The sequence below is a fragment of the Diaphorobacter ruginosibacter genome (genome assembly GCF_014395975.1).
GTDB lineage: Bacteria > Pseudomonadota > Gammaproteobacteria > Burkholderiales > Burkholderiaceae_C > Diaphorobacter_A > Diaphorobacter_A ruginosibacter.
Window position 1 is genome coordinate 3,795,530 of the sequence record NZ_CP060714.1, and the last position, 25,419, is coordinate 3,820,948.

Sequence of the window (25,419 nt, forward strand, 5' to 3'; positions counted from 1 at the left end):
GTCGCCCATCACCGTTCGGGTATCAACCCATCGTGAATCGCGATGTCATATTCAAATTTTCGCCATAAAATGACATTCGCATTCTGATTTCACGATTACAACCCCGCAATGAAAAGCTCCGAGCGCAGTTTTGCGCGCCGCATCGATCTCACCTCGCTGCAACTGTTCGTCGCAGTCTGCGAGCTGGGCAGCATCGGGCGGGCCGCGGAGCGTGAATTCATTGCGGCGTCGGCGGTCAGCAAGCGCCTGTCCGACCTCGAAACCGCCGTCGACACGGCACTGCTGTACCGCCACAGCCGCGGCGTCACGCTCACACCGGCCGGCGAAAGCCTGCTGCATCATGCGCGCACCGTACTGTTCGGCCTCGAACGCATGCAGGGAGAACTCTCCGAATATGCCGACGGCGTGCGCGGCCATGTGCGCATGCATGCCAATATCTCCGCCATCGTGCAGTTCCTGCCCGAAGACCTGGGCGCATTCGCGAGCGAACACAGCCAGGTCAAGATCGATCTGCAGGAACATCTGAGCCAGGAAGTGCTCAACGCCGTGCGCGACGGCGCCACCGATCTGGGCGTTTGCCATACCGGCTCCTCCGACGATCCCGAGGGCCTGCAGAGCCGCCCCTACCGCCATGACCGGCTCGTGGTCGTGATGCCGCAGAACCATGCACTGGCTCGGTGCGAATCCATCACCTTCGCCGAAGTGATGGAGTGGGACATCGTCGGCCTGCAGGCGGGCAGCAGCATCAGCCTCGCGATGCGCCAGGCCGCGGGCCAGACCGCCAAGCCGCTGCGCCAGCGCATGCAGGTCACCAGCCTGGACGCCATGTGCCGCATGATCGACAACGGCCTGGGCATCGGGCTGATTCCCGACCGCGCGTTCGCATTGATGCACGGCATGGGCCATCTGGCCGCCGTGCGCCTGGACGAGCCATGGGCGGAACGCGAGCTCCGCGTCGTCGCGCGGGACTTCAACGCATTGCCCGTCACGGCCCGACTACTCGTCGAGCACCTGACGCAGCACAGCGCGCCGGCAACCGAGAACCAACCGCTGGCCGCCTGATCCGACAACGCTCCGACGCGCGTGGATCGCCGAACAATACCTTCAGACCCTACGAAAGAAACGAGCACATCATGGGACGCACCCTCTACGACAAAGTCTTCGATGAACACGTGATCCATACGGAGGAAGACGGCACGGCCGTCCTCTACATCGACCGCCACCTGGTGCACGAAGTGACCAGCCCGCAGGCGTTCGAAGGCATCCGCGAGGCCGGCCGCAAGGTCTGGCGCGTGAGCTCCATCGTGGCGACGGCGGACCACAACACGCCCACCACCAACTGGGAGCAGGGCTACGACGGCATTGCCGATCCGATCAGCAAGGAGCAGATCACCACACTCGACAAGAACATCGCCGAGGTGGGGGCCGCCGCGTTCTTCCCGTTCCTCTCCAAGCGCCAGGGCATCGTGCACGTGGTCGGTCCCGAAAACGGTGCCACCCTGCCCGGCATGACCGTGGTCTGCGGCGACAGCCACACCTCCACGCACGGGGCCTTCGGCGCGCTGGCGCACGGCATCGGCACCTCGGAAGTCGAGCACGTGATGGCCACGCAGACGCTGCTGGCCAAGAAGGCCAAGAACATGCTGGTCAAGGTCAACGGCAAGGTTTCCAGGGGCGTGACGGCCAAGGACATCGTGCTGGCCATCATCGGGCGGATCGGCACCGCCGGCGGCACAGGCTACACCATCGAATTCGCAGGCGAGGCGATCCGCGACCTGTCCATGGAAGGCCGCATGACGGTCTGCAACATGGCGATCGAGGCCGGCGCGCGCGCGGGCATGGTGGCCGTGGACGACAAGACGATTGCCTATGTGAAGGGCCGCCCGCTCTCGCCCACCGGCGTGGAGTGGGACCAGGCGGAAGCCTACTGGCGCACGCTGTACTCCGATGCGGACGCGAAGTTCGACCTCGTCGTCGAGCTCAATGGCGCGGACATCGTCCCGCAGGTCACCTGGGGCACCTCGCCCGAGATGGTGCTGGGCGTGGACGCGTCCGTGCCGGATCCGGACAAGGAAAAGGATCCGAACAAGCGCGGTGCGATCGAGCGTGCGCTGACCTACATGAACCTCGAGCCCGGCAAGCCGCTCGGCGACGTGTTCGTCGACAAGGTGTTCATCGGCTCCTGCACGAACAGCCGCATCGAGGACATGCGCGAAGCCGCGGCCGTGGTGAAGAACCTGGGGCAGAAAGTCGCCAAGAACATCAAGCTGGCGATGGTCGTCCCGGGCTCCGGCCTCGTGAAGGAGCAGGCCGAGCGCGAAGGACTGGACAAGATCTTCAAAGCCGCCGGCTTCGAATGGCGCGAGCCCGGCTGCTCGATGTGCCTGGCGATGAACGCCGACCGGCTCGAGCCCGGCGAGCGCTGCGCCTCCACCAGCAACCGCAACTTCGAAGGCCGCCAGGGCGCCGGCGGCCGCACCCATCTCGTGAGCCCCGCGATGGCCGCTGCAGCCGCCATCCACGGCCACTTCGTGGACGTGCGCAAGTTCGCCTGATCGGCCAAGGAGATACGGACATGAGCAGGCTTGCAATCGCCTTCACGCTCGTCGGCAGCTTTCTGCTGGCGGGCTGCAACACCGTCAAGGGCGTCGGTCAGGACGTTCAGGCAGCGGGCCGCGCCGTCGAGCGCGCAGCCAGGTAAGCGCCGCTCCATCGAAAGAACTCAAGGAATACTCACATGCAAAAATTCACCGTGCACAAGGGCCTCGTGGCACCGATGGACCGCGAGAACGTCGACACCGACGCCATCATTCCCAAGCAGTTCCTCAAGTCGATCAAGAAGACCGGCTTCGGCGTGAACCTGTTTGACGAGTGGCGCTATCTCGACCACGGCGAGCCCGGCCAGGACCCGGCCAGCCGCCAACCCAACCCCGACTTCGTGCTGAACCAGCCGCGCTTCGATGGTGCGTCGATCCTCATCGCGCGCAAGAACTTCGGCTGCGGCTCGAGCCGCGAACATGCCCCCTGGGCACTCGACCAGTATGGCTTCCGCGCCATCCTGGCGCCGAGCTTCGCCGACATCTTCTTCAACAACTGCTTCAAGAACGGCCTGCTGCCCATCGTGCTGCCGGAAGCCGTGATCGACCAGCTGTTCAACGAAGTGAACGCATTCCCCGGCTATGAGCTCACCATTGACCTGGAGCGCCAGGTCATCGTGCGCCCGCAGGGCGAGGAGATCCCCTTCGACGTGATCCCGTTCCGCAAGTACTGCCTGCTCAACGGCTTCGACGACATCGGCCTCACGCTGCGCCACGCTGACAAGATCAAGGCCTACGAAGCCGCGCGCCTCGCAACCAAGCCCTGGCTGGCGCACACGATGCCGGCTTCGGCCTAAAGCTATCGCAAGGCAGAAACGCCCACCGCCTTCTTCCACCCTCTCCTGTTCCCGGGAGTGGGTGGAAAACAACCCGTTCACATCAATCGGAAATCAACCATGAAAATCGCAGTTTTGCCCGGAGACGGCATCGGCACCGAAATCGTCGCGGAAGCAGTCAAGGTGCTCGATGCACTCGATCTGAATCTGGAGATGGAGTCGGCGCTGGTCGGCGGCGCGGCCTTCGATGCGCACGGCCACCCGTTGCCCGAGTCCACGCTCAAGCTCGCCAAGGAAGCGGACGCCATCCTGTTCGGCGCGGTCGGCGACTGGAAGTACGACAAGCTCGATCGCCCGCTGCGTCCCGAGCAGGCCATCCTGGGGCTGCGCAAGAGCCTGGGCCTGTTCGCCAACTTCCGCCCGGCGATCTGCTATGAGCAGTTGGTGGGCGCATCGAGCCTCAAGCCCGAACTGGTGGCAGGCCTCGACATCCTGATCATCCGCGAGCTGACCGGAGACATCTACTTCGGCCAGCCACGCGGCAAGCGCACGGCCGTGGACGGCCACTTCCCCGGCGCCGAGGAAGCCTTCGACACCATGCGCTACTCCAAGCCCGAGATCGAGCGCATCGCACGCGTCGCCTTCGACGCCGCCCGCAAGCGCAACAAGAAGGTCACCAGCGTGGACAAGGCCAACGTGCTCGAGACCTTCCAGTTCTGGAAGGATGTGGTCACCGAAGTGCACAAGGACTATCCGGACGTCGAACTGCAGCACATGTACGTGGACAACGCGGCCATGCAGCTCGTGAAGGCACCCAAGTCGTTCGACGTGATCGTCACCGGCAACATGTTCGGCGACATCCTCTCGGACGAAGCCTCGATGCTGACCGGCTCCATCGGCATGCTGCCCTCGGCCAGCCTGAACGACAGGAAGCAGGGCCTGTACGAGCCGAGCCACGGCAGCGCGCCCGACATCGCCGGCAAGGGCATCGCCAACCCGCTGGCCACCATCCTCTCGGCCGCGATGATGCTGCGTTTCTCGCTGGGCCAGGAGGCCGCCGCCGACCGCATCGAAGACGCCGTGAAGAAGGTCCTGGCGCAGGGCCTGCGCACGCCGGACATCTACAGCGAAGGCACGACCAAGGTAAGCACACGTGAAATGGGCGATGCCGTGGTGAAGGCGCTGGGCTGATCCACCGCCGGCTGCGCCCTGGCGTGGCACCCCAAGCAAAAAGGCCGCATTGTTGCCAATGCGGCCTTTTCCTTTGGTTCGCTTGTGACGCAGGAAGACGCGGGCGTCAGGTCAGATCCTTGACCTCCTTGGTCGGGCCGTTCTTCTTGACCGACTCGATGCCGTCGTCGCGCGCCTTCTCGCTCGAGTACATCTGGCTCGTGCCGATGACCTGGTGGTTGGCGGCCTTGAGGTTGAACATCGGCTTGCCACTAGACGAGTTCTTGCGTTCGTAGCGTCCCTCCTCGGGCGAGTTGGTCTGCACCGAGGCGATCCCGCCTTCGGCCGACGCCCTGGCGGTGTACATCTCGCTCGTCAGAATGGTTTCCCCGTTTCCTGCCTTGAGTACGAAGCGAAACTGACCGTTGCTGGCCTTGCTGAGTTCATACCAACCTGCCATGGGTGAGGCTCCTTGAATGAGAGTTGAAGGTTCTTGCCGAACAATAGGACAGGCACCGCCCACGCGGCACCCGATTACCCTGTCGCACTATCGACCAAGGCCTGTCTGTTGCAAAACAGTAGAAACGCCTAGGGAGGGTCTGCAGGCTCCAAAAAAACTGCACGAAAATGTGCTCTCGCTATACAATGGCCCGATTATGTGTGCCGCCCGCCCGTTCGCCTCGAACAATGCACCCGCCACCTCGGCCGGTGCGGCCGCGCACGCATCCATCACCAAAATTACGACGATTAAGGGCTGACCCAGCCTGGTTCGTCGTGCGCCCTTTCTGGCCTGACGAGCCAGGCGAGCAGTCCGTACAGGCACTGTTTCTTACATCGAAAGGGCGTTGAAAATGAGCAAGTTGGTAGGTTTGGTCGGCTGGCGCGGCATGGTCGGCTCGGTTCTCATGGACCGCATGCAACAGGAAAAGGACTTCGATCTGATCGAGCCCCTGTTCTTCTCCACATCCAACGCGGGCGGCAAGGCCCCGGCGATGGCCAAGAACGAAACCACGCTGCAGGATGCGTACAACATCGACGCCCTGAAGCGCTGCGAGATCATCATCACCGCCCAGGGCGGCGACTACACGACCGAAGTCTTCCCCAAGCTGCGCGCGGCGGGCTGGAACGGCCACTGGATCGATGCAGCTTCCACGCTGCGCATGAAGGATGACGCCGTGATCGTGCTCGATCCGGTGAACATGCCCGTCATCAAGAACGCACTCGCCAAGGGCGGCAACAACTGGATTGGCGGCAACTGCACCGTCTCCTGTATGCTGATGGGCGTGGGCGCGCTCTACAAGGCCGGCCTGGTCGAGTGGATGAGCACCCAGACCTACCAGGCCGCTTCCGGCGGCGGCGCCCAGCACATGCGCGAACTGCTGACCCAGTACGGCACGCTGAATGCCGAGGTGAAGGCATTGCTGGACGACCCCAAGAGCGCAATCCTGGAGATCGACCGCATGGTCGTTGCCAAGCAGCGCGCGCTGTCGGCTGAAGAAACCGCCAACTTCCTGGTTCCGCTGGGCGGCAGCCTGATTCCCTGGATCGACAAGGACCTGGGCAACGGCATGTCCAAGGAAGAATGGAAGGGCATGGCCGAGACCAACAAGATCATGGGCCAGGGCGAAGGCTTCGGCACGCCGGCCGTTCCGGTCGACGGCTTCTGCGTGCGCGTGGGCGCGATGCGCTGCCACAGCCAGGCGCTGACCTTCAAGCTCCGGAAGGACGTGCCTGTGGCCGACATCGAAGCCATGATCGCCGCCGACAACGAATGGGTGAAGGTTGTGCCGAACAACAAGGAAGCGACACTCAAGGACCTGACGCCCGTCGCCGTGACAGGCACCATGACCATCCCGGTCGGCCGCATCCGCAAGCTGGCCATGGGTCCCGAGTATGTGGGCGCATTCACTATCGGCGACCAGCTGCTGTGGGGTGCAGCAGAGCCTCTGCGCCGCATGCTGCGCATCCTGCTCGACGCGTAACATTTGACGGGAATCACCATCCAGCGGTCGCTCTGGGCCGACCGCTGGATGGGGTGGATACAGTTAGAAACATCCCGTTGTCCATTACCAACATTTGAAATAGCGCTTTCCTACCAAAAGATAGGAGAGTGAAGTTGGCGTGCCGCATCAGCTTGTCAGTGCAAAACATTGCTGCTATGGTGCTTTTACATATTTTCACGTCCCGTGTTGGATGGCGCCAAAAGAAGATCAATTGCGTCATCGCAAAGCCCAATCATCATCAAATAATTGCACACATGCATCGCTGGAAAATCTCTGTTTTGGCGGCGGCTGCCATCGTATCCACCGGCCTGTTTTCGGCCGATGTTCATGCCTTGGCACTGGGCCAGATCCATGTGAGATCCGCTTTGGGGGAGCCATTGCGAGCGGATATCGATCTACCGCAGGTTTCTGCAGCCGAAGCCGAATCACTGAAGGCCTCCACCGCCGCTCCTGATGTCTATCGCGCGCAGGGGCTGGAGTACACCTCGGCACTCAACGACATCCGCGTACAGTTCCAGCGCCGTCCCGACGGCACGGGCGTGCTCAAGCTGAGCAGCTCCAGGGCCATCAACGATCCGTTCATCGACCTGGTGATCGACGCCACCTGGGCCTCCGGCCACATCGTCCGCAGCTACACCATGCTGCTGGATCCGCCGGAAATGCGCCGCGCCGCGCCGCCCGTCACCACCGCGCCCCAGATCACCGCACCCGAGCGCTCCATCGAACGTTCTGAACGCTCCGTCGAGGCCGCCCCGGCTCCACGCCAACTGCCGCAAGTGCAGGAGCGTCGCTCCGCAGCCGCCGCTGCGCAGGAGCATCGTGCAGCCAAGGCGGCTGCCGCCGCCAACCAGCAGGCAGCCCCTGCGCCCGTGGCCGCACCTGCCGATGGTTCGGCCGGCGAGGTCCGTGTGCAGACCGGCGACACCGCGGGCCGCATCGCGGGCGCGCACCGCCCCGCCGGTGTATCGCTCGACCAGATGCTGGTCGCGATGATGCGCGCCAATCCGAACGCGTTCATCAACGGCAACGTGAACCGCCTGCGTGCGGGCACCGTGCTGCAGATTCCGACCGAGGCTCAGGCGCAGGCCACGCCCGACAAGGAAGCCCGCAAGATCATTGCGACCCAAAGCCGCAACTTCAACGAATTCCGCCGCCGCCTCGCGGCTGCTGCCCCTTCCGCCGAAGTGGCGGCACCCCAACGCGCCGCCACCGGCTCCGTGCAGACCCAGGTCGACGACCAGAAGCCCGCTGCAGCCTCTTCCGACAAGCTCACCCTCTCCAAGGGCGGCATCCAGGCCCAGAAGAAGGACGAGAAGCTGGCGCGCGACCGCCAGACCGATCAGAACAACGAGCGCATGGCCGAGCTGTCGAAGAACATCTCCGACCTGAACAAGCTCTCCACCGCCGCAGGTGGACCCGCCGCAGGTGCCAGCGGCGCGGGCGCGGCCAGCAAGCCCTCCGAGGTGCCGGCCGTGGCTACCGTTCCGGCCCAGGTGCCCGGCGCGACCACCCCGGCTCCCGCTCCTGCAGCCGCCACAGCTGCAAGCGATGTGCCTGCCGCTACCCCGGTGGCGGCAGTCGCCTCCGCGGCGACCGATGCCGCATCGGCGGCCAGCGCTGCCGTGGATGCAGCCAGCGCTGCTGTGGCAGCCGCTTCCGATGCAGCGTCCGCCGCCTCGGCGCCCAAGAAGCCGCGCAAGATCGTGGTGCCACCGCCTCCTCCGCCGGAGCCCACGTTCCTCGAGTCGCTGCTCGACGACCCCATCAAGCTCGGCGGCATCGGTGCCCTGCTGGCCCTGCTGCTCGGTTACGGCGGCTACAAGGTAGCCCAGCGCCGCAAGGCACAGGCTGCAGCGGCCGGCTCCGACAGCTCGATCATGGACAGCCACCTGGCGCCCGACTCGTTCTTCGGCGCGAGCGGTGGCCAGCGCGTGGACACGGCCAACAGCGGCCTGTCCACCGGCTCCTCGTCGCTCGCCTACTCGCCTAGCCAGCTCGACGCCGGTGAGGTCGATCCCGTGGCCGAAGCCGACGTGTACCTGGCCTACGGCCGCGACCTGCAGGCCGAGGAAATCCTGCGCGAAGCCGCGCGTGTGACGCCGGAGCGCACCTCCATCCACGTGAAGCTGGCGGAAATCTACGCCAAGCGCCAGGACCGCAAGGCGCTCGAAGCCCAGGCCCGCGAACTATTCACGCTGACACAGGGCCAGGGTCCCGACTGGGCCCGCGTCTCCGAACTCGGCCGCACGCAGGATCCGGAAAACGCGCTGTACCAGTCCGCCGCCGTCCGCGCGGGCGCTGCAGGCGCTGCCGCCGTGGCAGGTGTTGCAGCCGCAGGTGCGGCATTGGCACAGACACCCCACCTGGACCTGGATGCGCCAAGCACCCTGCCGGTGCAGTACCCCACAAGCACCGCCCCGGCTCCGGTCTCCGGCACGCCGGCGGATCTTGATCTCGACCTCGACCTGGGTGCCGCCGCCCAGCCGCATCAGTGGGCGCCGCCAATCGCACCGGCACCGGCTCCTGCCGCCCCCACCGTGGCTGCAGCCTCCCCCAAGCTGCCGGACTTCGAACTGCCCTCCCTGTCTCTCGACACTCCCACGACACCGGCTCCCGCCATGGCGCCAGCCGCGGACAACACGGCCAACGCGCTGGATTTCCAGCTCGATGACATTTCGTTCGACGCACCGGCGACTCCCGCCGCGGCCGCACCCAGCCCTGCATCGGAGACGGCCCACTACGTCGAGACAACGGCACGCCAGCCGCTCGAATTCGACCTGGACGGCCTGTCGCTCGACCTGAATCAGCCCACCACGGCCGGCTCACTGAGCCAGACCACCGCGCCGGTTCCCATGGGCGCAGGCGGATCGCTTCCCGACAACCCGCTGTCCACCAAGCTCGCGCTTGCTGAAGAATTCAATGCCATCGGCGACAGCGAAGGCGCGCGCACCCTCGTCGAAGAAGTGATCGCGGAAGCCTCCGGTGAACTGAAGCAGCGTGCGCAGCAAATGCTTGCCAAGCTGGGTTGATTTTGCTGCCTGCCGACCCGAACCGTCCGTCCTGTGCGATCCTCTCACTCCTGAAAAGGAGTTTTCGATGAGGATTGCACTGGGTGTGAGCTACAACGGTCAGGCCTACAAAGGCTGGCAAAGTCAGCCGGACGGCAACACCGTACAGGATCATCTCGAAGCGGCCTTGGGCCGCTTTGCTACTCATGAGGTGTCCACTCTCTGCGCCGGCCGCACCGACGCGGGCGTGCACGGCCTCATGCAGGTGGTCCATTTCGACACCGAACTGCAGCGTGCGCCCTTCTCCTGGGTGCGCGGCCCCAACGCCTTCCTGCCGCCCGACATCGCGGTCCAGTGGGCCCACCCCGTTCCGGACGAGTTTCACTCGCGCGCCAGCGCCGTTGCGCGCCGCTATGCCTACGTGCTGCTGCAATCCCCTGTTCGTCCGAGCGTGGAGACGGGCCGTGTCGGCTGGGTGTTCCATCCGCTCAACGGCGAGGCCATGCAGCGCGCGGCCTCGTACCTGCTGGGCGAGCATGATTTCACCTCGTTCCGCGCATCGGCCTGCCAGGCCAAGTCGCCGATCAAGACCATGCAGGGCATCGACGTGATCCGGCGCGGCGGCAAGCCGCAGCAACCGCTCGAGATCGAGCGCAACAGCCCGCACCACTTCACACCCTGCTACTGGCGCTTCGAGTTCCAGGCCAGTGCCTTCCTGCACCACATGATCCGCAACATCATGGGCTGCTTGATCCTGGTCGGCCAGGGGCTGAAGGAGCCCGAATGGATACTCGAGGTGCTCGCCGCCCGCTCCCGCGATGCCGCAGCGCCCACCTTCTCGCCCGACGGCCTGTACTTCCTTGGCCCGGTCTACGACGAAAAATGGGGACTGCCGACGCGTGCGCCTGCGTATGATTGGCTCCCATGAGCTCGTCCAACGCCCCAATCTCCGCCACTCCTTCCTCGCTCCTCCAGACCCGTACCCGCATCAAGATCTGCGGACTCACGCGGGAGCAGGACGTGGACGCTGCGGTCAACGCCGGGGCGGATGCCATCGGCTTCGTGCTCTATGCAAGGAGCCCGCGCGCGGTGAGCGCCGCGCGCGCAGCCGAACTCGCCAGGCGGCTGCCCCCCTTTGTCACGCCAGTGCTGCTGTTCGTGAACGAGGCACCCGAGGCTGTCCAGGCCGCGGCCGGCCAGATCCCCGGCGCCATGCTCCAGTTCCATGGTGACGAAAGCCCCGAGGAATGCTGGATTGCCAGCGGCCGGGGCCGGCATTCCTGGATGCGGGCGGCCCGAATTCCACTCGGCGATGGCGCAGCTTCGTTCAACCTCGTAAAATACGCCCAGGATCACTCTCAAGCCCGGGCCATCCTGCTCGACGCACATGTCGACGGATACGGTGGCGGTGGCAAAACATTCAATTGGTCACTCCTTCCACCAAGCGTAGCCTCTCATCTCGTTTTGTCTGGTGGACTCACGCCTGCAAACGTGACCGATGGCATCTTGCAGTTGAGGCCGCGCTGTCTGACGCTGGCCGTTGATGTGAGCTCCGGCGTGGAAGCCGATGCCCCGGGCGGAGGAACGCTCAAGGGCATCAAGGACGCCGACAAGATCCACCGCTTCGTCGCGGCCGTACGGGCCGCCGATGGGGCAACTGCTTGAATTCTCTGACCCATGTCCCAATACAATTTCCCTGACGCACAGGGCCATTTCGGCCCCTATGGCGGCTCGTTCGCCAGCGAAACCCTGACCCACGCGATCAACGAACTGCGCGAGGCCTACGCAAAGTACCAGAACGATCCGGATTTCCTGCGCGAATTCCGCTACGAACTGGCGCATTTCGTGGGCCGGCCCTCCCCCGTCTACCACGCCGCACGCACGAGCGAAGAAATCGGTGGTGCGCAGATCTACCTCAAGCGCGAGGATCTGAACCACACCGGCGCGCACAAGATCAACAACGTGATCGGCCAGGCCATGCTCGCCAAGCGCATGGGCAAGCCGCGCATCATTGCCGAGACCGGCGCGGGCCAGCACGGCGTCGCCACGGCAACGATCTGCGCGCGTTACGGCCTCGAGTGCATCGTCTACATGGGCGCCGAGGACGTGAAGCGCCAAAGCCCCAATGTCTACCGCATGAAGCTGCTGGGCGCGACCGTCGTGCCCGTGGAATCCGGCAGCAAGACGCTCAAGGATGCGCTCAACGAAGCCATGCGGGACTGGGTGGCCAACGTGGACAACACGTTCTACATCATCGGTACCGTGGCCGGCCCGCACCCCTATCCCATGATGGTGCGCGACTTCCAGAGCGTCATCGGCAAGGAATGCCTCACGCAGATGCCAGAGATGCTCAAGGACCAGCAGATCGCTGCCGAGCAGCCCGATGCCGTGGTCGCCTGCGTCGGCGGCGGCAGCAATGCCATGGGCATCTTCCACCCCTACATTCCGTTCGAGAACACGCGCCTGATCGGCGTGGAGGCGGCGGGCGAAGGCCTCGACAGCGGCAAGCACTCGGCTTCGCTGCAGCGCGGCTCCTCGGGCGTGCTGCACGGCAACCGCACCTTCATCCTGCAGAACGAGGACGGCCAGATCACCGAAACCCACAGCATCAGCGCGGGCCTGGACTACCCCGGCGTCGGTCCCGAGCACGCGTGGCTGCAGGAGATCAAGCGCGCTCAGTATGTCGGCATCACCGACCAGGAAGCGCTGGATGCATTCCACCACCTGTGCCGCGCGGAGGGCATCATCCCGGCACTGGAGTCGAGCCATGCGTTCGCCTATGCCATGAAGCTGGCCAGGGAGATGCGCAAGGACCAGTCCATCCTCGTGTGCCTGTCGGGCCGCGGCGACAAGGACATCGGCACCGTGGCCGACCTCACCGGCGGCGATTACTACGACCGCCCGAGCATGCGCGGTCTCACAGTCAAGGGAGGGCCTGCGGCATGAATCGCATCGCCACCACATTCGAAAAATTGCAATCCGAAGGCCGCAAGGCACTCATTCCCTACATCACGGCGGGCTATCCGTTCGCCGCCATCACGCCGTCGCTCATGCACGGCATGGTGGAGGCCGGTGCCGACGTGATCGAGCTGGGCGTGCCGTTCTCCGACCCGATGGCCGACGGCCCGGTCATCCAGAAGGCCGGCGACCGTGCGATCGCCAATGGCGTGAACCTCAGGCAGGTGCTCGCCTACGTGCGCGAGTTCCGCCAGAAGAACCAGACCACGCCCGTCGTGCTCATGGGCTATGCCAATCCGGTGGAACGCTACGACCAGAACCATGGCGCTGATGCGTTCGTCAACGACGCCGCAGAGGCCGGAGTCGACGGCGTGCTGATCGTCGACTACCCGCCCGAGGAGTGCGAGGAGTTCGCCGCCAAGCTGCGCGCCAGGGGCATGGACCTGATCTTCCTGCTCGCCCCCACCAGCACGCCCGAGCGCATGCAGCAGGTCGCGCGCATCGCCAGCGGCTACGTCTACTACGTCTCGCTCAAGGGCGTGACCGGCTCGGGCGCCCTCGACACCTCCGCCGTGGAAGCCATGCTGCCCCGGATCCGCGAGCATGTGAAGATCCCGGTCGGCGTGGGCTTCGGCATCCGCGACGCGCAAACCGCGCAGACCCTGTCCAGGTTCTCCGACGCGGTCATCATCGGCAGCAAGATCATCCAGCTGCTCGAAGACCAGCCGCACGAGAAAGTCATTCCCCTGACCGTTGATTTCCTGCGCGGCGTGCGCAAGGCAATGGACGCATAATCCATCCCTTGCGTTTTCATTTTTTCACAAAGTGAAAACGCCGAAGAATTGCAAAGGAAACCTATGTCCTGGCTCGAAAAACTGCTGCCATCGAAGATTCAACAGACAGACCCCGCGGAGCGTCGCCAGATGCCCGAGGGCCTGTGGATCAAGTGCCCCAGCTGCGAATCCGTGCTGTACAAGGCCGACCTGGAACACAACCAGATGGTCTGCCCCACCTGCGGCCACCACCACCGCATCGGCGCGCGCGCGCGCCTGGATGCCTTCCTGGACCAGGAAGGCCGCTACGAGATCGGCCAGGAAGTCCTGCCGGTCGACCCGCTCAAGTTCAAGGACAGCCGCAAGTACCCCGAGCGCCTGAAGGAAGCGCTGGAGCACACTGGCGAAACCGACGCGCTGGTCGTCATGGGCGGTGCGGTCAAGAGCGTGAACGTGGTCGCTGCCTGCTTTGAGTTCGAGTTCATGGGCGGCTCCATGGGCTCCGTGGTCGGCGAGCGCTTCGTGCGCGGCGTGGAAACCGCCATCGAGCAGAAGGTGCCGTTCATCTGCTTCACCGCCACCGGTGGTGCGCGCATGCAGGAAGGCCTGCTCTCGCTTATGCAGATGGCCAAGACCAATGCGGCGCTCACGCGCCTGGCGAAGAAGGGCCTGCCCTATATCAGTGTGCTGACCGACCCGACCATGGGCGGTGTCTCCGCCGGCTTCGCATTCGTCGGCGACATCGTGATTGCCGAGCCCAAGGCCCTGATCGGCTTCGCCGGCCCGCGCGTGATCGAATCCACAGTGCGTGTGAAGCTGCCCGAAGGCTTCCAGCGTGCCGAGTTCCTGCAGACCAAGGGTGCCGTCGACTTCATCTGCGACCGCCGCGAGCTGCGCCAGACCATCGCCCAGTCGCTGGCGATGCTGCAGCGCCTGCCGGTGGATGCCGTGGCCTGACCTGCCGCGCATTCCGCAGCAGTTTCTCCTGCAAGACGCCGTCCCCCGATCACGGGAGACGGCGTTTTTTCATTCTCGCAGGGGAGCTGGAGATGATGGCTGGGCTGGGTGGTACGGAGTGCCTCCCCCTACACCCACGGCTCGGCAAGCCCCTCCGTCTGGATCGCACGCCGGATCGCCGGTCGCTCCAGCATCCGCTGCAAATACGAACCCAGCAACGGCCTGGTGCGCGCCGGCCTCGCGAAGCCCCTGGTCCATCGGCAGAGCATGAACACATAGGGATCCAGGATCGTGTACTGCGCCCCGAGCAGCCAGGGGCCGCCGCTCGCTTGAAGCCGCGACTCCAGCTGATCCAGCATGAGGCCCACATTCGACTCCGCATGCGCCTTCACCTGGCTGGCGCCGACCACGTTGCCGGCATCCACCGAACGCTCGGGATAGAAATACACAATCAATGCCGCTTGCAGCGTGTTCGTGAGCCACATGAGCCACTTGTACAGTTCGGCCCGTTCGGGCGTCGCCAAAGAGGGCGCCATGCTGCTTTCGGGATGCGTGTCGGCCAGATGGAGGCAAATGGCTGCCGTCTCGTACAGCACCATGTCACCGTCAAGCAATACCGGAATCAATCCGTTCGGGTTCAGTCGCAGATAGTCTGCCGACTTGTGCGCATTCAGCTTGCGATCGACGAGCACCAGTTCGAAAGGCTGCCCGATTTCCTCCAGGACCATGTGGGGAGCCATGCTGGCGTTGCCAGGGTAATAGAACAGTTTCTTGGTGGCCATGGGGATGAACGTCGATTGCTGTTTCACGGATTGTCTTGCACCTTGTGGCGCTTCGACCGGCTGCCTGATGATCCGTCGGACATACTTACGCAGCGGCAATGCCCATCAGGCTCATCTGCAGGTGCCCGAGGACGATCATCACGACCTGCAGGAGAATCAGCGCCACGAGCGACGAGAAATCGATGCCCCCCATCAGCGGCACATAGCGGCGGATCGGCCGCAGCAGCGGCTCGCACAGCCTGTCGATCACGCCGCTGATGGGAGAGCGTGTCTGCACCCACGAGAGCACCGCATGGGCGATCACCAGCCCCATCATGCCCGTCACCGCCACGCGCAGCACGCCGAAGACGGCCAGCAGCAGGATCACGACGACATTGGAGAAGCCCTGCGATACCAGCAGCGCGAGGACCACGAACTGCACCAGTTGCGCGAGGAACGCCCCCATCAGGCACGACAGGTCGACGCGCCCCGAGGAGGGAAGCACCTTGCGCAGCGGCATCACCAGCCAGTTGCTCAGCACGAACACCAGTTGCCCCACGGGGTTGGAAAACGGAATACGCTGCATCTGCATGTACAGGCGCAGCAGGCACGCGCCCGTGACCAGGCCGCAGCCGATGTCCAGCAACAGGGAGATGATTTGAAAAAGCATGACTTTGCAACTAAAAGTATGTCCACAGGCCGACATCGCCTGCACTACGTGGGATGATAGCGAGGCATACCGCGATCCACCTCCCATGTCCCAACAACTCACCCTGTCTTCCCTGCCTTTGTTTCCGCTGAATACCGTGCTCTTTCCCGGCGGCGAGCTTGCGCTGCGCGTGTTTGAGGTGCGCTATCTCGACATGGTGCGCAAGTGCCACCACGCCGGCGCGCCCTTCGGCGTGGTCGCGTTGTCCAGCGGTTCCGAAGTCCGCAAGGCAGGGGCGCCCGAGGAGCAGCTCTACGCCACCGGAACGCTGGCCACCATCGAAGAGCTGCAATCGCCGCAGGCGGGGTTGCTGGCCGTGCGCTGCAAGGGAGGCGACCGTTTCCAGATCGTGGAGCAGCGCCTGCTCGGTCACGGCCTGTGGGTCGCCGACGTGCGCATCATCCCGGCCGACCAGTCCGTGGCCATTCCACAGGAACTGCAGTACTGCGCCGACCTGCTGGCCACGGCCCTGCACTCGCTTCGTGAGCGCGCCCCGGAGACCGTGGGCATCACGCCCGATGCGGAACAACTGAACGACTGCGCCTGGGTCTCCAACCGCTGGTGCGAACTGCTGCCGTTGCCGCTCGAGCTCAAGCAGCGTCTGATGTCGCTGGACAATCCGCTGGCCCGGCTTGAACTGGTCAGCGACGTGCTCGAGAAGACCGGCATCTCGCGGTAGACGCCCTTCCCGGCCCGGCCGCCCAACACGCAAAAAAAGATACGCGACAAGCGATATGCCGCCGCGCTCCTGATCACACGCCGCGCGGGCGATACTCGGGCACGTAGCCGTGCAGGCCGTCGCGCAGCACGGCGGGCACGGGCGCTGCGCCAAGCCGCACGATCCATTCCTGCAACGACCTCGCATCGAGCGTCGCAACGGTGTGGGCCTCCTGGCGCACCACACGCAATTGGGGATGGCTGGTGGCCGAGGTGGTCTCATCATTCGCCAGCCATTCCTCAAACAGCTTCTCGCCGGGGCGCAGGCCTGTGAAGACGATCGGCACCTCCGTCTCGGTGCGGCCCGACAGGCGGATCAGCAGGCGCGCCAGCTCCACGATCTTCACGGGCTCGCCCATGTCGAGCACATAGATCTGGCCCGACTGCCCGAGGCGCCCGGCCTGCACCACCAGTTGCGCGGCTTCGGGGATGGTCATGAAGTAACGCACGATCTCCGGATGCGTGACCGTGACCGGGCCGCCGCGCGCAATCTGGGAGGTGAACAACGGCACGACCGAGCCGCTCGACCCCAGCACGTTGCCGAAGCGCACGGCGACGTATTCCGTGGAGGGATACTGCGCGGCCATGGTCTGCACCACGCGCTCGGCCAGCCGCTTGCTGGCGCCCATGATGCTCGTGGGATTCACCGCCTTGTCGGTGGACACCAGCACGAAGCGCCGTGCACCGCACTCGCCCGCCACGCGTGCGACATTGAGTGTTCCCAGCACGTTGGTGCGCAGCGCCTCGATCTCGTTGCTCTCCTCCATCAGCGGCACATGCTTGTAGGCCGCGGCGTGAAAAATCACCACCGGCTTGAACTGGTTGGCGATGGCGAGAATGCGCTCGTGCTCGCGCACATTGGCCGTGAAATAGTGCCCCTGCATCTCGGGGTGCGCCATGTGCAGTTCCTGCTCCAGCGTGTAGATGGCCGCCTCGGACACATCCGCGCAGACCAGGTGCGACACGCCGAAACGCGCCACCTGGCGGCACAGCTCCGCCCCGATCGAGCCTCCGGCACCGGTGATCATCACCGTCTGGCCGGACAGCCATTCCGCGAGGTCGCCCGCATCAAGCACCACGGGCGAGCGCCCGAGCAGGTCCTCCAGCTCCACGCGCCTGAGGTCGGTGGCCGGCACGTTGAGCCAATGCTCCGCGGTGGGCATGGACAGCAGGTTGAGTTCCGATCCCGACCAGCGGAGCAGCACCTCGCGGCGCAGCTGCGAGCCCGGGGGGCTGGCGAGCAATACCGACCGCACGTTGAGATCCCGCGCGATGCGCCCGAGCTCCAGCGTCGTGCCGACCACCTTCACGTTCTGCAAGCTCTGGCTCACGTCCTGCCCCTGTGGCGAGACGATGCCCACCACATGCCATCCCTGCGTCCCCTTGATGGTGCGCATGGCCTGGTCGGCCTCCTCGAGGGTGCCGACGATGAGCAGCGCCGTCTGTCCGGAATCGCTGCGCGCATGCCGCTTCTCCGCCAGCGACCGCCACGTCGCGCGCGCGCCGGCCAGCATCGCCAGCACCAGCAGCCCGAAGATGGGAAACACCGAACGCGCGAAGCCGGGATAGCGCAGCACCATCACGCAGGCCACCGTGGCCAGTACGCCCAGCAGCACGCCCCAGGCCAGCTGGCGCACATCGGCCAGGCTCACGTAGCGCCACGCCTGGCGCTGCACGCGAGCGAGCGACAGGCCGATCATCATGCAGCCTACGGCCCACGGCAGCGTGTCGAGCGCCATGGCGCGGTACTCGTCGGGCATCTCGAAATTGAAGCGCAACCAGAACGCGACCATCCACGCGAGCGCAATCATCAGCACGTCCGCGAGTGCGAAAACCAGGATGCCGCGGCTCCAATGCAATCCGTTCACTGTCATTTCTATCGATCTCGATGGGCCACGATGGCCCTGAAGGTACGCGCCAGAATCACCAGGTCGCCCGCCACGCTGTTCCGCCTCACGTAGTCGAGGTAGTAGCGGGCCTTGATCGGCATGATGTCCTGCACGTAGGTGCGCTCCACATCCACCGCCTCGGCCAGCATGCGCTCCTCGTCCCGGAAGGCAATGGCCGCGTTGTCGGTGATGCCGGGACGCACGGAAAGAATCAGCGCACGCACGTCGTCAGGATACTGCGCCATGTAGCGCGGCACCTCGGGACGGGGGCCGACGAGGCTCATGTTACCCGCAAGCACGTCGATGAGCTGCGGCAATTCGTCCAGCTTGTAGCGGCGCAGCACGCGGCCAGCAGCCGTGAGGCGGTCGTCGCCAGCCGCCGTGACCTGTGGACCCTTGCCGTCATGCAGGCGCATGGAACGGAACTTGTGGATGCGGAATTCGCGCCCGTGCAGCCCCACGCGCACCTGGCGATAGAACACGGGGCCCGGCGAGCTGCGCTTCACGGCGATCGCACAGGCCAGCAGGACGGGCGAGAGAAACAGCAGCCCCGCGGCCGCGCCGGCCACGTCGACGACGCGCTTGAGACTCACTGCGGCTCCATCGCCCTGCGAACCGCCTCCGCCACGCGCCGCACGTCGCCGTCCGTCATGCGCGTGTAGATCGGCAGCGATGCGGTGCTGCGGTAAAGCGTTTCGCTCACGGGAAAGTCGTCGGCATGCAGGCGGCACGACTCCTTCCAGTAGCTCTGCTGGTGCAGCGGTATGTAGTGCACGCTCATGCCGATGCCCTGGGCGAACATCGCATCGATGAAGCGGTCCCGATGAAGGCCTGCGGGCAGTGCGACGGGATAGAGATGCCAGGCATGCACATCGCCCGCCTCGGCGTGCGGCGGCAGCGCGATGCCCGTGTCGGCCAGCAAGTCGTCATACTGCGCCGCGATGGCTGCACGTCGCTCGCGCATCTCGTGCGCACGTGTCAGTTGCACCAGTCCGATCGCGGCGGCGATATCGGTCATGTTGTACTTGAAGCCCGGTGCGACGATGTCATAGCGCCACGCCGGAGTCGCCGAGTTGAAGCGGGCAAAGGCGTCGCGGTCGATGCCGTGCAGGCGCATCACCTTCGCGCGGCGGGCCAGCGCCTCGTCGCGCGTCACCAGCATGCCGCCCTCGCCCGTGGTCATGGTCTTGTTGGCATAGAAGCTGAACACGGCGGCATCGCTCGCGAGCGTGCCGATCATCGCACCGCGATGCGTGCACGGCAGCGCATGCGCCGCGTCTTCGATCACCTTGATGCCGTGGCGTTTCGCGATGGCGAGGATGGCCGACATGTCCGCACTGCGGCCGCCGAAATGCACCGGGATGATGGCCCGCGTGCGCGAGGTGATGTGCTTCTCCACCTCGCGCGGGTCGATGCACCAGCTGTGCTGCTCGATATCGACGATCACCGGATCGGCCCCGAGATAGCGGATCACCTCGGCACTCGCCGTGAAGGTGTGCGTGGCGGTGATGACTTCATCGCCCGGGCCGATGCCTGCCGCCTCCAGCGCCAGGTGCAGCCCTGCCGTCGCCGAATTCACCGCGATGCACTGCAGGCCCGCATCGCCCAGGAATTCGGCGAACTCTTGCTCGAAACGCCTCGCCTTGGGGCCGGTGGTGAGCCAGCCCGAGCGCAGCGTGTCGACCACCTCCGCAATCTCCGCTTCGCCAATGTCGGGCAGCGCGAAAGGCAAGGTAGGCAGGGCTGGTGGCGTGGGCGGAAGCCGGGATGATGAGGAGGAGGATGAGGGTTCGGTCATGGCTTCAGGAATTCTTGCGCAGCAGGCACAGGACATGCGTGCGCAGCAGGGGAATGCTGCCCAGCACGGGATAGAGCGCCGGGCTGATCCGGCATGCCGCGCGTCCAAGCGGCGGTGCGAGCGTGATGCGGCGCACCTGCATGGAGGCGTCGGGAAACAGCGCACGCACGCGCTTGATGCGCACGCCGCGTACGTCGGCATTGCGCGGATTGTCATAGACGAAGTCGTGCCAGAGCACGGCTCCGCCTGGCTTGAGCCACTGCCATGCCCGTTGCGCGAGCTGCTGCTGCACGTCGTCCGACAGAATCGACGAGAACACGGTGAACAGCACCACCAGATCCTGCGAGCCGAAGGCAATGCGCTGCGACATCTGCGGCGACAGCGCGTCCTCGCTCCAGATGCGGCAGGCCTCTGGCAGCGCACCACGCGCGGCGGCTGCGCGCTCGGGCAACAGCTCGATGCCCTGCACGCGCCGGGCATCGGCGCCGAGGTCCAGCAGGTCCTGCAGGTTGCGGCCGCTGCCGCAGCCGATCTCCAGCACGTCGCGCATGCCGATGCTCTCGATGAAGCCCGAGGACTGCAGCATGCGCCGGACCTCCTGCAGGCGCTCACGCCAGGCGGCGAATGCATAGGGGTCGTCCAGGCTGTAGCGCCGCGCATCGCCCTGGGCGTCGCGCCGCGCGTAGCGGCCGCGCATCTCGAGCGCCTCGCGCGCCGCCTTGCCGCCGGGACCGGGTTCGCCACTCATCGTGTCAGCGCTCCCCACTTCGCCTGCGGACCGCGGCCCAGCAGGATGTCGCGCCACCCGCAGATCGAGCCCCAGCCATAGCCGATGTGGTAGGCCCCGATCACCGCCACGATGCGCAGCGCCTTGCCCACCGAGTTGGCCTGCTCGCGCATGCCGATCAGCGCCACCGCCAGCAGCACGATGTACGCATCGAGCAGCAGCACCAGCGGCCAGCCGGCGCCAAGCACGGCGGCCAGCGCCGAGGCAAGAAGCGCGATCACGAACCCCGCGGGAACCAGATGCCGCAGCGCCGCCGGCTGGCCATGCTTGCGGATCACGAAGGGCTTCCAGTAGCCATACTGCGAATACTGCCGGAACACCTGCGAGAGCTTGCCGCGCGGATAGTACGTGGAGCGGATGGCGGGGCTCTGCCAGATGCGGCCGCCCGCACGGCGGATGCGCAGGTTGTGCTCATCATCCTGGTTGCGCACGAGGTCCTCGTCGAACCCTCCCACCTTCGCGAACGTGGCGCGCGGCCAGCAGCCGAGGTAGACCGTGTCCACCTCGCCGTCAAAACCGATGTCGCGCGAACGCGCGCCTCCGGCCACCCAGGGCGACTGGAACGCGCTGGCAACGGCCTTCTGCATGCGGCTTGCGCCCTCCGCACGCCAGGCTCCGCCCACGTTGTCGGCCCCCGTGGCCTGCAACACCTGCACGCACTGCAGCAGGTAGTCGTCGGCATACTGGCTGTGGATGTCGAGTCGCACGATGACCTCGCCGCGCGATGCCTCGATGCAGCGGTTGAGCCCGGTGGAGACGATGCGCCGCGGGTTCTCCACCCAGCGGAAGCGCACGTCCGAAATGCACCACTGGCGCAGCAGTTCGCGCGTGCCGTCATCGCTCTGGCCGTCGGCGATCAGCACCTCGAGCGACCACCCCTCGGGCAGCAGCATCTCCGCCACGTTGCGGCAGAAATCGACGATGTAGCCCGCCTCGTTGCGGCACGGCGCAATCACCGACAGCAACCGCGGCGTGGCCTGCTCCGCGCCCAGGCTCGGCCAGGGCGCATCAGCAAAGGGACCTCCAGGATGGCTCACCGCGCCTCCTTGTCGGAACAGCGGAAATAGAAGTGATAGCGGTTCATGGGGAACACGCCGCTGTCCACGCGGGCGAAGCGCTGGCGCATGTGCGCCACCAGGGCGCTGCGGCGGGTCTGCCACTCGGAGGCGATCTCCCAGTAGTGCCCGTCGGTCAGCCTGCGGCGACAGGGAATGCGGATGCCCAGTGATACGTTCACGAAGCGGTTGTGGATGCCCAGGCGCCCCATGAAGCCGGCCCACGGGAAGTGTCCTGGCAGCGAGATGAACGCCTCGGGTGCAAGGCTGCGGATGACGTCGAGGTTGCGGCCGAATTCGTCGAAGGGCATGTGCTCCAGCACCTCGCAGCACGACACCACATCGAAGCGCTCGCCCGCCAGGTGCTTCGGCAACTCGTGCAGCGGCGCACAGACGTCGGGGCGCAGTGCGGGGTTGATGTCGGCCGTCACCACCTCCACACCAGCCTGCCGCAGGAAGGTGGAGACAAAGCCGTTGCCGATGCCGATCTCCAGCACCCTCTGCGGCCGGAAGCCGTGCAGTTGCCTGATCTGGTACGACATCGAGAACAGATGCTCCGGCGAGAAGTTGCTTTCATCGGTGTAGTAGGAGCGCGCAAGCCCTGCTTCGCGCTGCGAGCCTACTTTGCCTTGTCTGGTCATAAATCGGATGATGTTGATCGAGTCGCCGCGCCATGCTGGAATGAAGTGGGCGGCGCAAAGCCTCAAGTATCGTGCCGAACGGCCCGCAGCGTCACGCAAACGTAACCCAAATAAACAAACGATGCGCTGACGGCATAGGCGGTTGCAACTCCGCCCAGCCCCGCGGCTGGAAATCCGGCCAGCACGGACAGCAGCGCGCAGGCAAACAGCAGGCATTGGCCCGCGATGCTCCAGCCCAGCCACCCCCGCCATGGCAGAACAAAGGCCAGCGGACTGGCGACGAAACGGATGGCGCCGAGCGGCAGCAGGAGCAGCACCACGGTCACGAGCTCCCGGCCCTGCGCCGGAAAAATGTGCTGCAGGAACAGAACCACGCCCAGGGCCGTGATCGCATGCGTGACGATCGACAGGCCCGTCATGCGCCGCAGCGCCAGCCTCATCGCCGGCAGCAGCGCAGGCGTTCGCCCGATGGCCACGGCACGCGCGCGCAGGCGGTCGGCCATCGCCAGCCCGAACACGCTCGTGGGCAGCATGGCCACGCGCAGCGCAAGCGCGGCCGTACCCGCCGCAACGTCGCCACCGAGCAGGCCGATCAGCAGCACCTGACCGTGATTGGCGCTTGCGTTGAGCATGAAACCCGGAAGCTCGGCGCGCACGAACGGCCAATGCCGCGCCGCAACCAGCCGGGCGGGCGGGCAGCGCGGGGACGCACCGGCATGGCGGGAACAGAACCACCAGAACCGCGCGCGCGCGGGAATCCAGCACAGCCATGCGGCCAACGGAATGGACCACTCGATGAGTTCATCCCGCCCCAGGCCCCATGCGGCCAGGAGAATCGCCACCATCACGATGGCCGGCGCACCGCGCAGTGCGGCGGCCCGTATGGTTGCGCCCGCGCGGGCCTCGCGCGATGCGAGGATCAGCATGCCTGCCTGGGGCAGCACGGCACAGCCGCTCGCCCACAGCCATGCGGGCACCGCGTGCAGTGGCTGCACCAGCGCCAGCAGCACAAGCAGCACGGCGGAGCACGCCAGCGCACCGCGCTCCGCCAAACCGAACAGCGCGTGCGCCCGGCGCGGTCGGCGCTCGAGCTGCCCCGCATACTCGAGGCGGAAGGTGATGGCGGCGGCCAGCATGGTGACGAACGCGAGGCCCTGCCCAAAGGCACCAAAGCGCTCGGCCCCACCCCACCGGGACACCCCCCATGCGCAGGCGAAGAACGCGCCATGCTGAGCCAGGGTCCACAGTGCGGCACTGCCGAGCCCCGGCAGCCAGCCACGCGCCGGCGCGGCTGCGTTCAACGAATGAGTCCTGCGCCCGGGCATGCCGTGTCGTCCGTCGCCTGCCGCTCAGGCCGCGCGGCGGCCCACGCCCTGATAGTGGAAACCGAGCCGCTTCATGTCCGCGGGATCGAACAGATTGCGTCCGTCGAAGATCACCGGCTTCTTCAGTGACTTGCGCAGCGCCGCGAAGTCCGGGCTGCGATAGACCTTCCACTCGGTGGCGATCACCAGGGCGTCCGCGCCGCGCACGGCCTGCATGGGATCGGACACGAAACGGATCCGCTGGCCCAGCCGGGCAACGCTCTCGCCCGGCATCAGTTGCTCGATCGACTGCACCTGCGGGTCGTGGGCCCGGATGCTGGCTCCCAGTGCGATCAGCCGACGCACGATGTAGCGGCTGGGTGCTTCGCGCACGTCATCGGTCGCGGGCTTGAACGTGAGTCCCCAGAGCGCGATCTCGCGGCCTTCGAGCGATCCGCCGAAATGCTCCGCAATGCGCTCCACGAAACGCTGCTTCTGCGATGCGTTCACAGAGCGCACCGCCTCGACCACGCGCAGGCGTTCGCCGCTCTCGCGCGCCGTGTGGCAGATGGCCGCGACGTCCTTGGGGAAGCACGAGCCGCCGTAGCCGAGCCCCGCATAGATGAAGTCATAGCCGATGCGGCGATCCGAGCCGATGCCCTGGCGCACCTTCTCGATGTCCGCGCCCAGCGCATCGGCCAGATTGGCCATGTCGTTCATGAAGCTGATCTTGGTGGCCAGCAGCGCATTGGCCGCGTACTTGGTGAGTTCGGCGCTCTTCACGTCCATGACGATCAGGCGCTCGCGGTTGCGGTTGAAAGGCGCATAGGCCTGGCGCATCAGGGCCTCGGCCTTGCGACCGGACGGGTCATCGGAGACGCCGATGACCACGCGGTCCGGACGCATGAAGTCCTCCACGGCCGCGCCCTCCTTCAGGAACTCGGGGTTGGAGACCACGGCGAAATCGGGCAGCCTGCGTGCGGCGCCGGACTTGCTCCCACGTTGCCTGAGGGCGTTCAGCACGGTTTCCCGCACCCTGTCGGCCGTCCCCACGGGCACCGTCGATTTATCGACGATCACCAGAAAGCGCGACAGGTGCTCGCCGATTTCACCGGCCACCGCGAGCACCTGGCTGATGTCGGCGCTCGAATCACCGGCAGGCGGCGTGCCGACCGCGATGAACAGGATGTCGGCGTGGCGCACGCCGGCCTTCATGTCGGTGGTGAAGGTGATGCGCCCCGCCGCGAGGTTCTTGGTGATCAGTTCCCCAAGCCCCGGCTCGAAGATCGGCACCTCCGCCTTCCTGAGGCGCTCCACGCGTCCGGCATCGCGATCCACGCAGACGACGTGGTTGCCCAATTCGGCAAAACAGGCCGCGGACACCAGCCCCACATAGCCCGCGCCAACAATGGTGATTTTCATAGACTACTGACCGCAACAATGGAGGGGCGAAAGCCCTTGCCAGCCTGTTTTGCGTACAAGGATTAAAATTGAGGGTTTTCCAGCGAACGGCCCC

At 65.6% G+C, this 25,419-nt stretch carries 25 protein-coding genes; 13 read left to right on the forward strand and 12 right to left on the reverse strand.

Annotation, left to right across the window (positions count from 1 at the left end; genetic code table 11):
• The first annotated feature begins 108 nt into the window (after nt 1–108).
• The 5 genes from H9K76_RS17260 (at nt 109) to leuB (ending at nt 4,564) form a co-directional block, all read left to right on the forward strand.
• A complete protein-coding gene (locus H9K76_RS17260) occupies nt 109–1,062 on the forward strand; it encodes a LysR family transcriptional regulator (RefSeq protein WP_187596555.1) in 954 nt (317 codons plus the stop codon).
• A 71-nt stretch (nt 1,063–1,133) separates the two neighbouring features.
• Complete coding sequence (gene leuC, locus H9K76_RS17265) at nt 1,134–2,555, forward strand: 3-isopropylmalate dehydratase large subunit (protein ID WP_187596556.1); 1,422 nt, start codon at nt 1,134–1,136, stop codon at nt 2,553–2,555.
• Between the two features lie 20 nt (nt 2,556–2,575).
• Nucleotides 2,576–2,701: an entericidin A/B family lipoprotein gene (locus H9K76_RS17270; RefSeq protein ID WP_187596557.1), complete on the forward strand. Its 126-nt coding sequence runs from the start codon at nt 2,576–2,578 to the stop codon at nt 2,699–2,701.
• A gap of 36 nt (nt 2,702–2,737) precedes the next feature.
• Nucleotides 2,738–3,394, forward strand: coding sequence for a 3-isopropylmalate dehydratase small subunit (gene leuD, locus H9K76_RS17275; RefSeq protein WP_187596558.1), 657 nt, complete (start codon nt 2,738–2,740; stop codon nt 3,392–3,394).
• 99 nt (nt 3,395–3,493) lie between these two features.
• Nucleotides 3,494–4,564, forward strand: coding sequence for a 3-isopropylmalate dehydrogenase (gene leuB / locus H9K76_RS17280; RefSeq protein ID WP_187596559.1), 1,071 nt, complete (start codon nt 3,494–3,496; stop codon nt 4,562–4,564).
• Between the two features lie 106 nt (nt 4,565–4,670).
• Here the strand turns inward: leuB and H9K76_RS17285 are convergent, their stop codons facing one another.
• Nucleotides 4,671–5,003 carry a YegP family protein gene (locus H9K76_RS17285; protein WP_187596560.1) on the reverse strand — a complete coding sequence of 111 codons (333 nt, stop codon included), beginning with the start codon at nt 5,001–5,003 and terminating at the stop codon, nt 4,671–4,673.
• A gap of 391 nt (nt 5,004–5,394) precedes the next feature.
• Between H9K76_RS17285 and asd the strand changes: the two genes are divergently transcribed.
• Nucleotides 5,395–6,525, forward strand: coding sequence for an aspartate-semialdehyde dehydrogenase (gene asd / locus H9K76_RS17290; RefSeq protein ID WP_187596561.1), 1,131 nt, complete (start codon nt 5,395–5,397; stop codon nt 6,523–6,525).
• 185 nt (nt 6,526–6,710) lie between these two features.
• On the opposite strand, the gene H9K76_RS23500 is transcribed toward asd, so the two are convergent.
• Nucleotides 6,711–6,899: a hypothetical protein gene (locus tag H9K76_RS23500; RefSeq protein WP_246475098.1), complete on the reverse strand. Its 189-nt coding sequence runs from the start codon at nt 6,897–6,899 to the stop codon at nt 6,711–6,713.
• Between H9K76_RS23500 and H9K76_RS17295 the strand changes: the two genes are divergently transcribed.
• From H9K76_RS17295 to accD, 6 genes are all read left to right on the forward strand, one after another.
• The gene (locus H9K76_RS17295; RefSeq protein ID WP_246475100.1) at nt 6,900–9,575 is read left to right on the forward strand and encodes a motility hub landmark protein FimV; all 2,676 of its coding nucleotides are present in this window, start codon (nt 6,900–6,902) and stop codon (nt 9,573–9,575) included.
• A gap of 67 nt (nt 9,576–9,642) precedes the next feature.
• A complete protein-coding gene (truA, locus tag H9K76_RS17300; protein WP_187596563.1) occupies nt 9,643–10,482 on the forward strand; it encodes a tRNA pseudouridine(38-40) synthase TruA in 840 nt (279 codons plus the stop codon).
• On the forward strand, nt 10,479–11,219 hold the full coding sequence (locus H9K76_RS17305) for a phosphoribosylanthranilate isomerase (protein WP_187596564.1): 741 nt from the start codon (nt 10,479–10,481) through the stop codon (nt 11,217–11,219). Before truA ends, H9K76_RS17305 begins: the two co-directional genes overlap by 4 nt.
• 12 nt (nt 11,220–11,231) lie before the next feature.
• Nucleotides 11,232–12,500 (forward strand): tryptophan synthase subunit beta, encoded by a 1,269-nt coding sequence (trpB, locus tag H9K76_RS17310; protein WP_187596565.1) that lies wholly within the window; start codon nt 11,232–11,234, stop codon nt 12,498–12,500.
• The gene (gene trpA / locus H9K76_RS17315; RefSeq protein WP_187596566.1) at nt 12,497–13,306 is read left to right on the forward strand and encodes a tryptophan synthase subunit alpha; all 810 of its coding nucleotides are present in this window, start codon (nt 12,497–12,499) and stop codon (nt 13,304–13,306) included. The genes trpB and trpA overlap by 4 nt, the downstream gene beginning before the upstream one ends.
• 63 nt (nt 13,307–13,369) lie before the next feature.
• A complete protein-coding gene (gene accD, locus H9K76_RS17320; protein WP_187596567.1) occupies nt 13,370–14,242 on the forward strand; it encodes an acetyl-CoA carboxylase, carboxyltransferase subunit beta in 873 nt (290 codons plus the stop codon).
• A gap of 128 nt (nt 14,243–14,370) precedes the next feature.
• Here the strand turns inward: accD and H9K76_RS17325 are convergent, their stop codons facing one another.
• Both H9K76_RS17325 and H9K76_RS17330 read right to left on the reverse strand, forming a co-directional pair.
• On the reverse strand, nt 14,371–15,024 hold the full coding sequence (locus H9K76_RS17325; RefSeq protein ID WP_187600701.1) for a glutathione S-transferase family protein: 654 nt from the start codon (nt 15,022–15,024) through the stop codon (nt 14,371–14,373).
• 85 nt (nt 15,025–15,109) lie between these two features.
• Nucleotides 15,110–15,673: a YggT family protein gene (locus tag H9K76_RS17330; protein WP_187596568.1), complete on the reverse strand. Its 564-nt coding sequence runs from the start codon at nt 15,671–15,673 to the stop codon at nt 15,110–15,112.
• Between the two features lie 85 nt (nt 15,674–15,758).
• On the opposite strand from H9K76_RS17330, the gene H9K76_RS17335 reads away from it, so the two are divergent.
• The gene (locus tag H9K76_RS17335; protein ID WP_187596569.1) at nt 15,759–16,391 is read left to right on the forward strand and encodes an LON peptidase substrate-binding domain-containing protein; all 633 of its coding nucleotides are present in this window, start codon (nt 15,759–15,761) and stop codon (nt 16,389–16,391) included.
• Between the two features lie 73 nt (nt 16,392–16,464).
• Here the strand turns inward: H9K76_RS17335 and H9K76_RS17340 are convergent, their stop codons facing one another.
• From H9K76_RS17340 to H9K76_RS17375, 8 genes are all read right to left on the reverse strand, one after another.
• Nucleotides 16,465–18,303 (reverse strand): polysaccharide biosynthesis protein, encoded by a 1,839-nt coding sequence (locus H9K76_RS17340; protein WP_187596570.1) that lies wholly within the window; start codon nt 18,301–18,303, stop codon nt 16,465–16,467.
• Between the two features lie 2 nt (nt 18,304–18,305).
• Entirely contained in the window at nt 18,306–18,911 is a 606-nt protein-coding gene (locus H9K76_RS17345; RefSeq protein ID WP_187596571.1) for a sugar transferase, read from the reverse strand.
• On the reverse strand, nt 18,908–20,116 hold the full coding sequence (locus tag H9K76_RS17350; RefSeq protein ID WP_187596572.1) for a DegT/DnrJ/EryC1/StrS family aminotransferase: 1,209 nt from the start codon (nt 20,114–20,116) through the stop codon (nt 18,908–18,910). Before H9K76_RS17350 ends, H9K76_RS17345 begins: the two co-directional genes overlap by 4 nt.
• A gap of 4 nt (nt 20,117–20,120) precedes the next feature.
• Entirely contained in the window at nt 20,121–20,864 is a 744-nt protein-coding gene (locus H9K76_RS17355; protein WP_187596573.1) for a class I SAM-dependent methyltransferase, read from the reverse strand.
• Nucleotides 20,861–21,895: a glycosyltransferase family 2 protein gene (locus tag H9K76_RS17360; RefSeq protein ID WP_187600702.1), complete on the reverse strand. Its 1,035-nt coding sequence runs from the start codon at nt 21,893–21,895 to the stop codon at nt 20,861–20,863. The genes H9K76_RS17355 and H9K76_RS17360 overlap by 4 nt, the downstream gene beginning before the upstream one ends.
• 41 nt (nt 21,896–21,936) lie before the next feature.
• A complete protein-coding gene (locus H9K76_RS17365) occupies nt 21,937–22,599 on the reverse strand; it encodes a class I SAM-dependent methyltransferase (RefSeq protein WP_187596574.1) in 663 nt (220 codons plus the stop codon).
• 62 nt (nt 22,600–22,661) lie between these two features.
• Nucleotides 22,662–23,900: a hypothetical protein gene (locus H9K76_RS17370; RefSeq protein WP_187596575.1), complete on the reverse strand. Its 1,239-nt coding sequence runs from the start codon at nt 23,898–23,900 to the stop codon at nt 22,662–22,664.
• Between the two features lie 48 nt (nt 23,901–23,948).
• Complete coding sequence (locus tag H9K76_RS17375; protein WP_187596576.1) at nt 23,949–25,325, reverse strand: UDP-glucose dehydrogenase family protein; 1,377 nt, start codon at nt 25,323–25,325, stop codon at nt 23,949–23,951.
• Nucleotides 25,326–25,419 lie beyond the last annotated feature (94 nt).

Bases quoted from the DNA above. Each gene is read 5' to 3' on its own strand.
- H9K76_RS17260 (WP_187596555.1), top strand. From the start codon at position 109: ATGAAAAGCTCCGAGCGCAGTTTTGCGCGCCGCATCGATCTCACCTCG.
- leuC (WP_187596556.1), top strand. From the start codon at position 1,134: ATGGGACGCACCCTCTACGACAAAGTCTTCGATGAACACGTGATCCAT.
- H9K76_RS17270 (WP_187596557.1), top strand. From the start codon at position 2,576: ATGAGCAGGCTTGCAATCGCCTTCACGCTCGTCGGCAGCTTTCTGCTG.
- leuD (WP_187596558.1), top strand. From the start codon at position 2,738: ATGCAAAAATTCACCGTGCACAAGGGCCTCGTGGCACCGATGGACCGC.
- leuB (WP_187596559.1), top strand. From the start codon at position 3,494: ATGAAAATCGCAGTTTTGCCCGGAGACGGCATCGGCACCGAAATCGTC.
- H9K76_RS17285 (WP_187596560.1), bottom strand. From the start codon at position 5,003: ATGGCAGGTTGGTATGAACTCAGCAAGGCCAGCAACGGTCAGTTTCGC.
- asd (WP_187596561.1), top strand. From the start codon at position 5,395: ATGAGCAAGTTGGTAGGTTTGGTCGGCTGGCGCGGCATGGTCGGCTCG.
- H9K76_RS23500 (WP_246475098.1), bottom strand. From the start codon at position 6,899: ATGGATCTGGCCCAGTGCCAAGGCATGAACATCGGCCGAAAACAGGCC.
- truA (WP_187596563.1), top strand. From the start codon at position 9,643: ATGAGGATTGCACTGGGTGTGAGCTACAACGGTCAGGCCTACAAAGGC.
- H9K76_RS17305 (WP_187596564.1), top strand. From the start codon at position 10,479: ATGAGCTCGTCCAACGCCCCAATCTCCGCCACTCCTTCCTCGCTCCTC.
- trpB (WP_187596565.1), top strand. From the start codon at position 11,232: ATGTCCCAATACAATTTCCCTGACGCACAGGGCCATTTCGGCCCCTAT.
- trpA (WP_187596566.1), top strand. From the start codon at position 12,497: ATGAATCGCATCGCCACCACATTCGAAAAATTGCAATCCGAAGGCCGC.
- accD (WP_187596567.1), top strand. From the start codon at position 13,370: ATGTCCTGGCTCGAAAAACTGCTGCCATCGAAGATTCAACAGACAGAC.
- H9K76_RS17325 (WP_187600701.1), bottom strand. From the start codon at position 15,024: ATGGCCACCAAGAAACTGTTCTATTACCCTGGCAACGCCAGCATGGCT.
- H9K76_RS17330 (WP_187596568.1), bottom strand. From the start codon at position 15,673: ATGCTTTTTCAAATCATCTCCCTGTTGCTGGACATCGGCTGCGGCCTG.
- H9K76_RS17335 (WP_187596569.1), top strand. From the start codon at position 15,759: ATGTCCCAACAACTCACCCTGTCTTCCCTGCCTTTGTTTCCGCTGAAT.
- H9K76_RS17340 (WP_187596570.1), bottom strand. From the start codon at position 18,303: ATGACAGTGAACGGATTGCATTGGAGCCGCGGCATCCTGGTTTTCGCA.
- H9K76_RS17350 (WP_187596572.1), bottom strand. From the start codon at position 20,116: ATGACCGAACCCTCATCCTCCTCCTCATCATCCCGGCTTCCGCCCACG.
- H9K76_RS17355 (WP_187596573.1), bottom strand. From the start codon at position 20,864: ATGAGTGGCGAACCCGGTCCCGGCGGCAAGGCGGCGCGCGAGGCGCTC.
- H9K76_RS17365 (WP_187596574.1), bottom strand. From the start codon at position 22,599: ATGACCAGACAAGGCAAAGTAGGCTCGCAGCGCGAAGCAGGGCTTGCG.
- H9K76_RS17375 (WP_187596576.1), bottom strand. From the start codon at position 25,325: ATGAAAATCACCATTGTTGGCGCGGGCTATGTGGGGCTGGTGTCCGCG.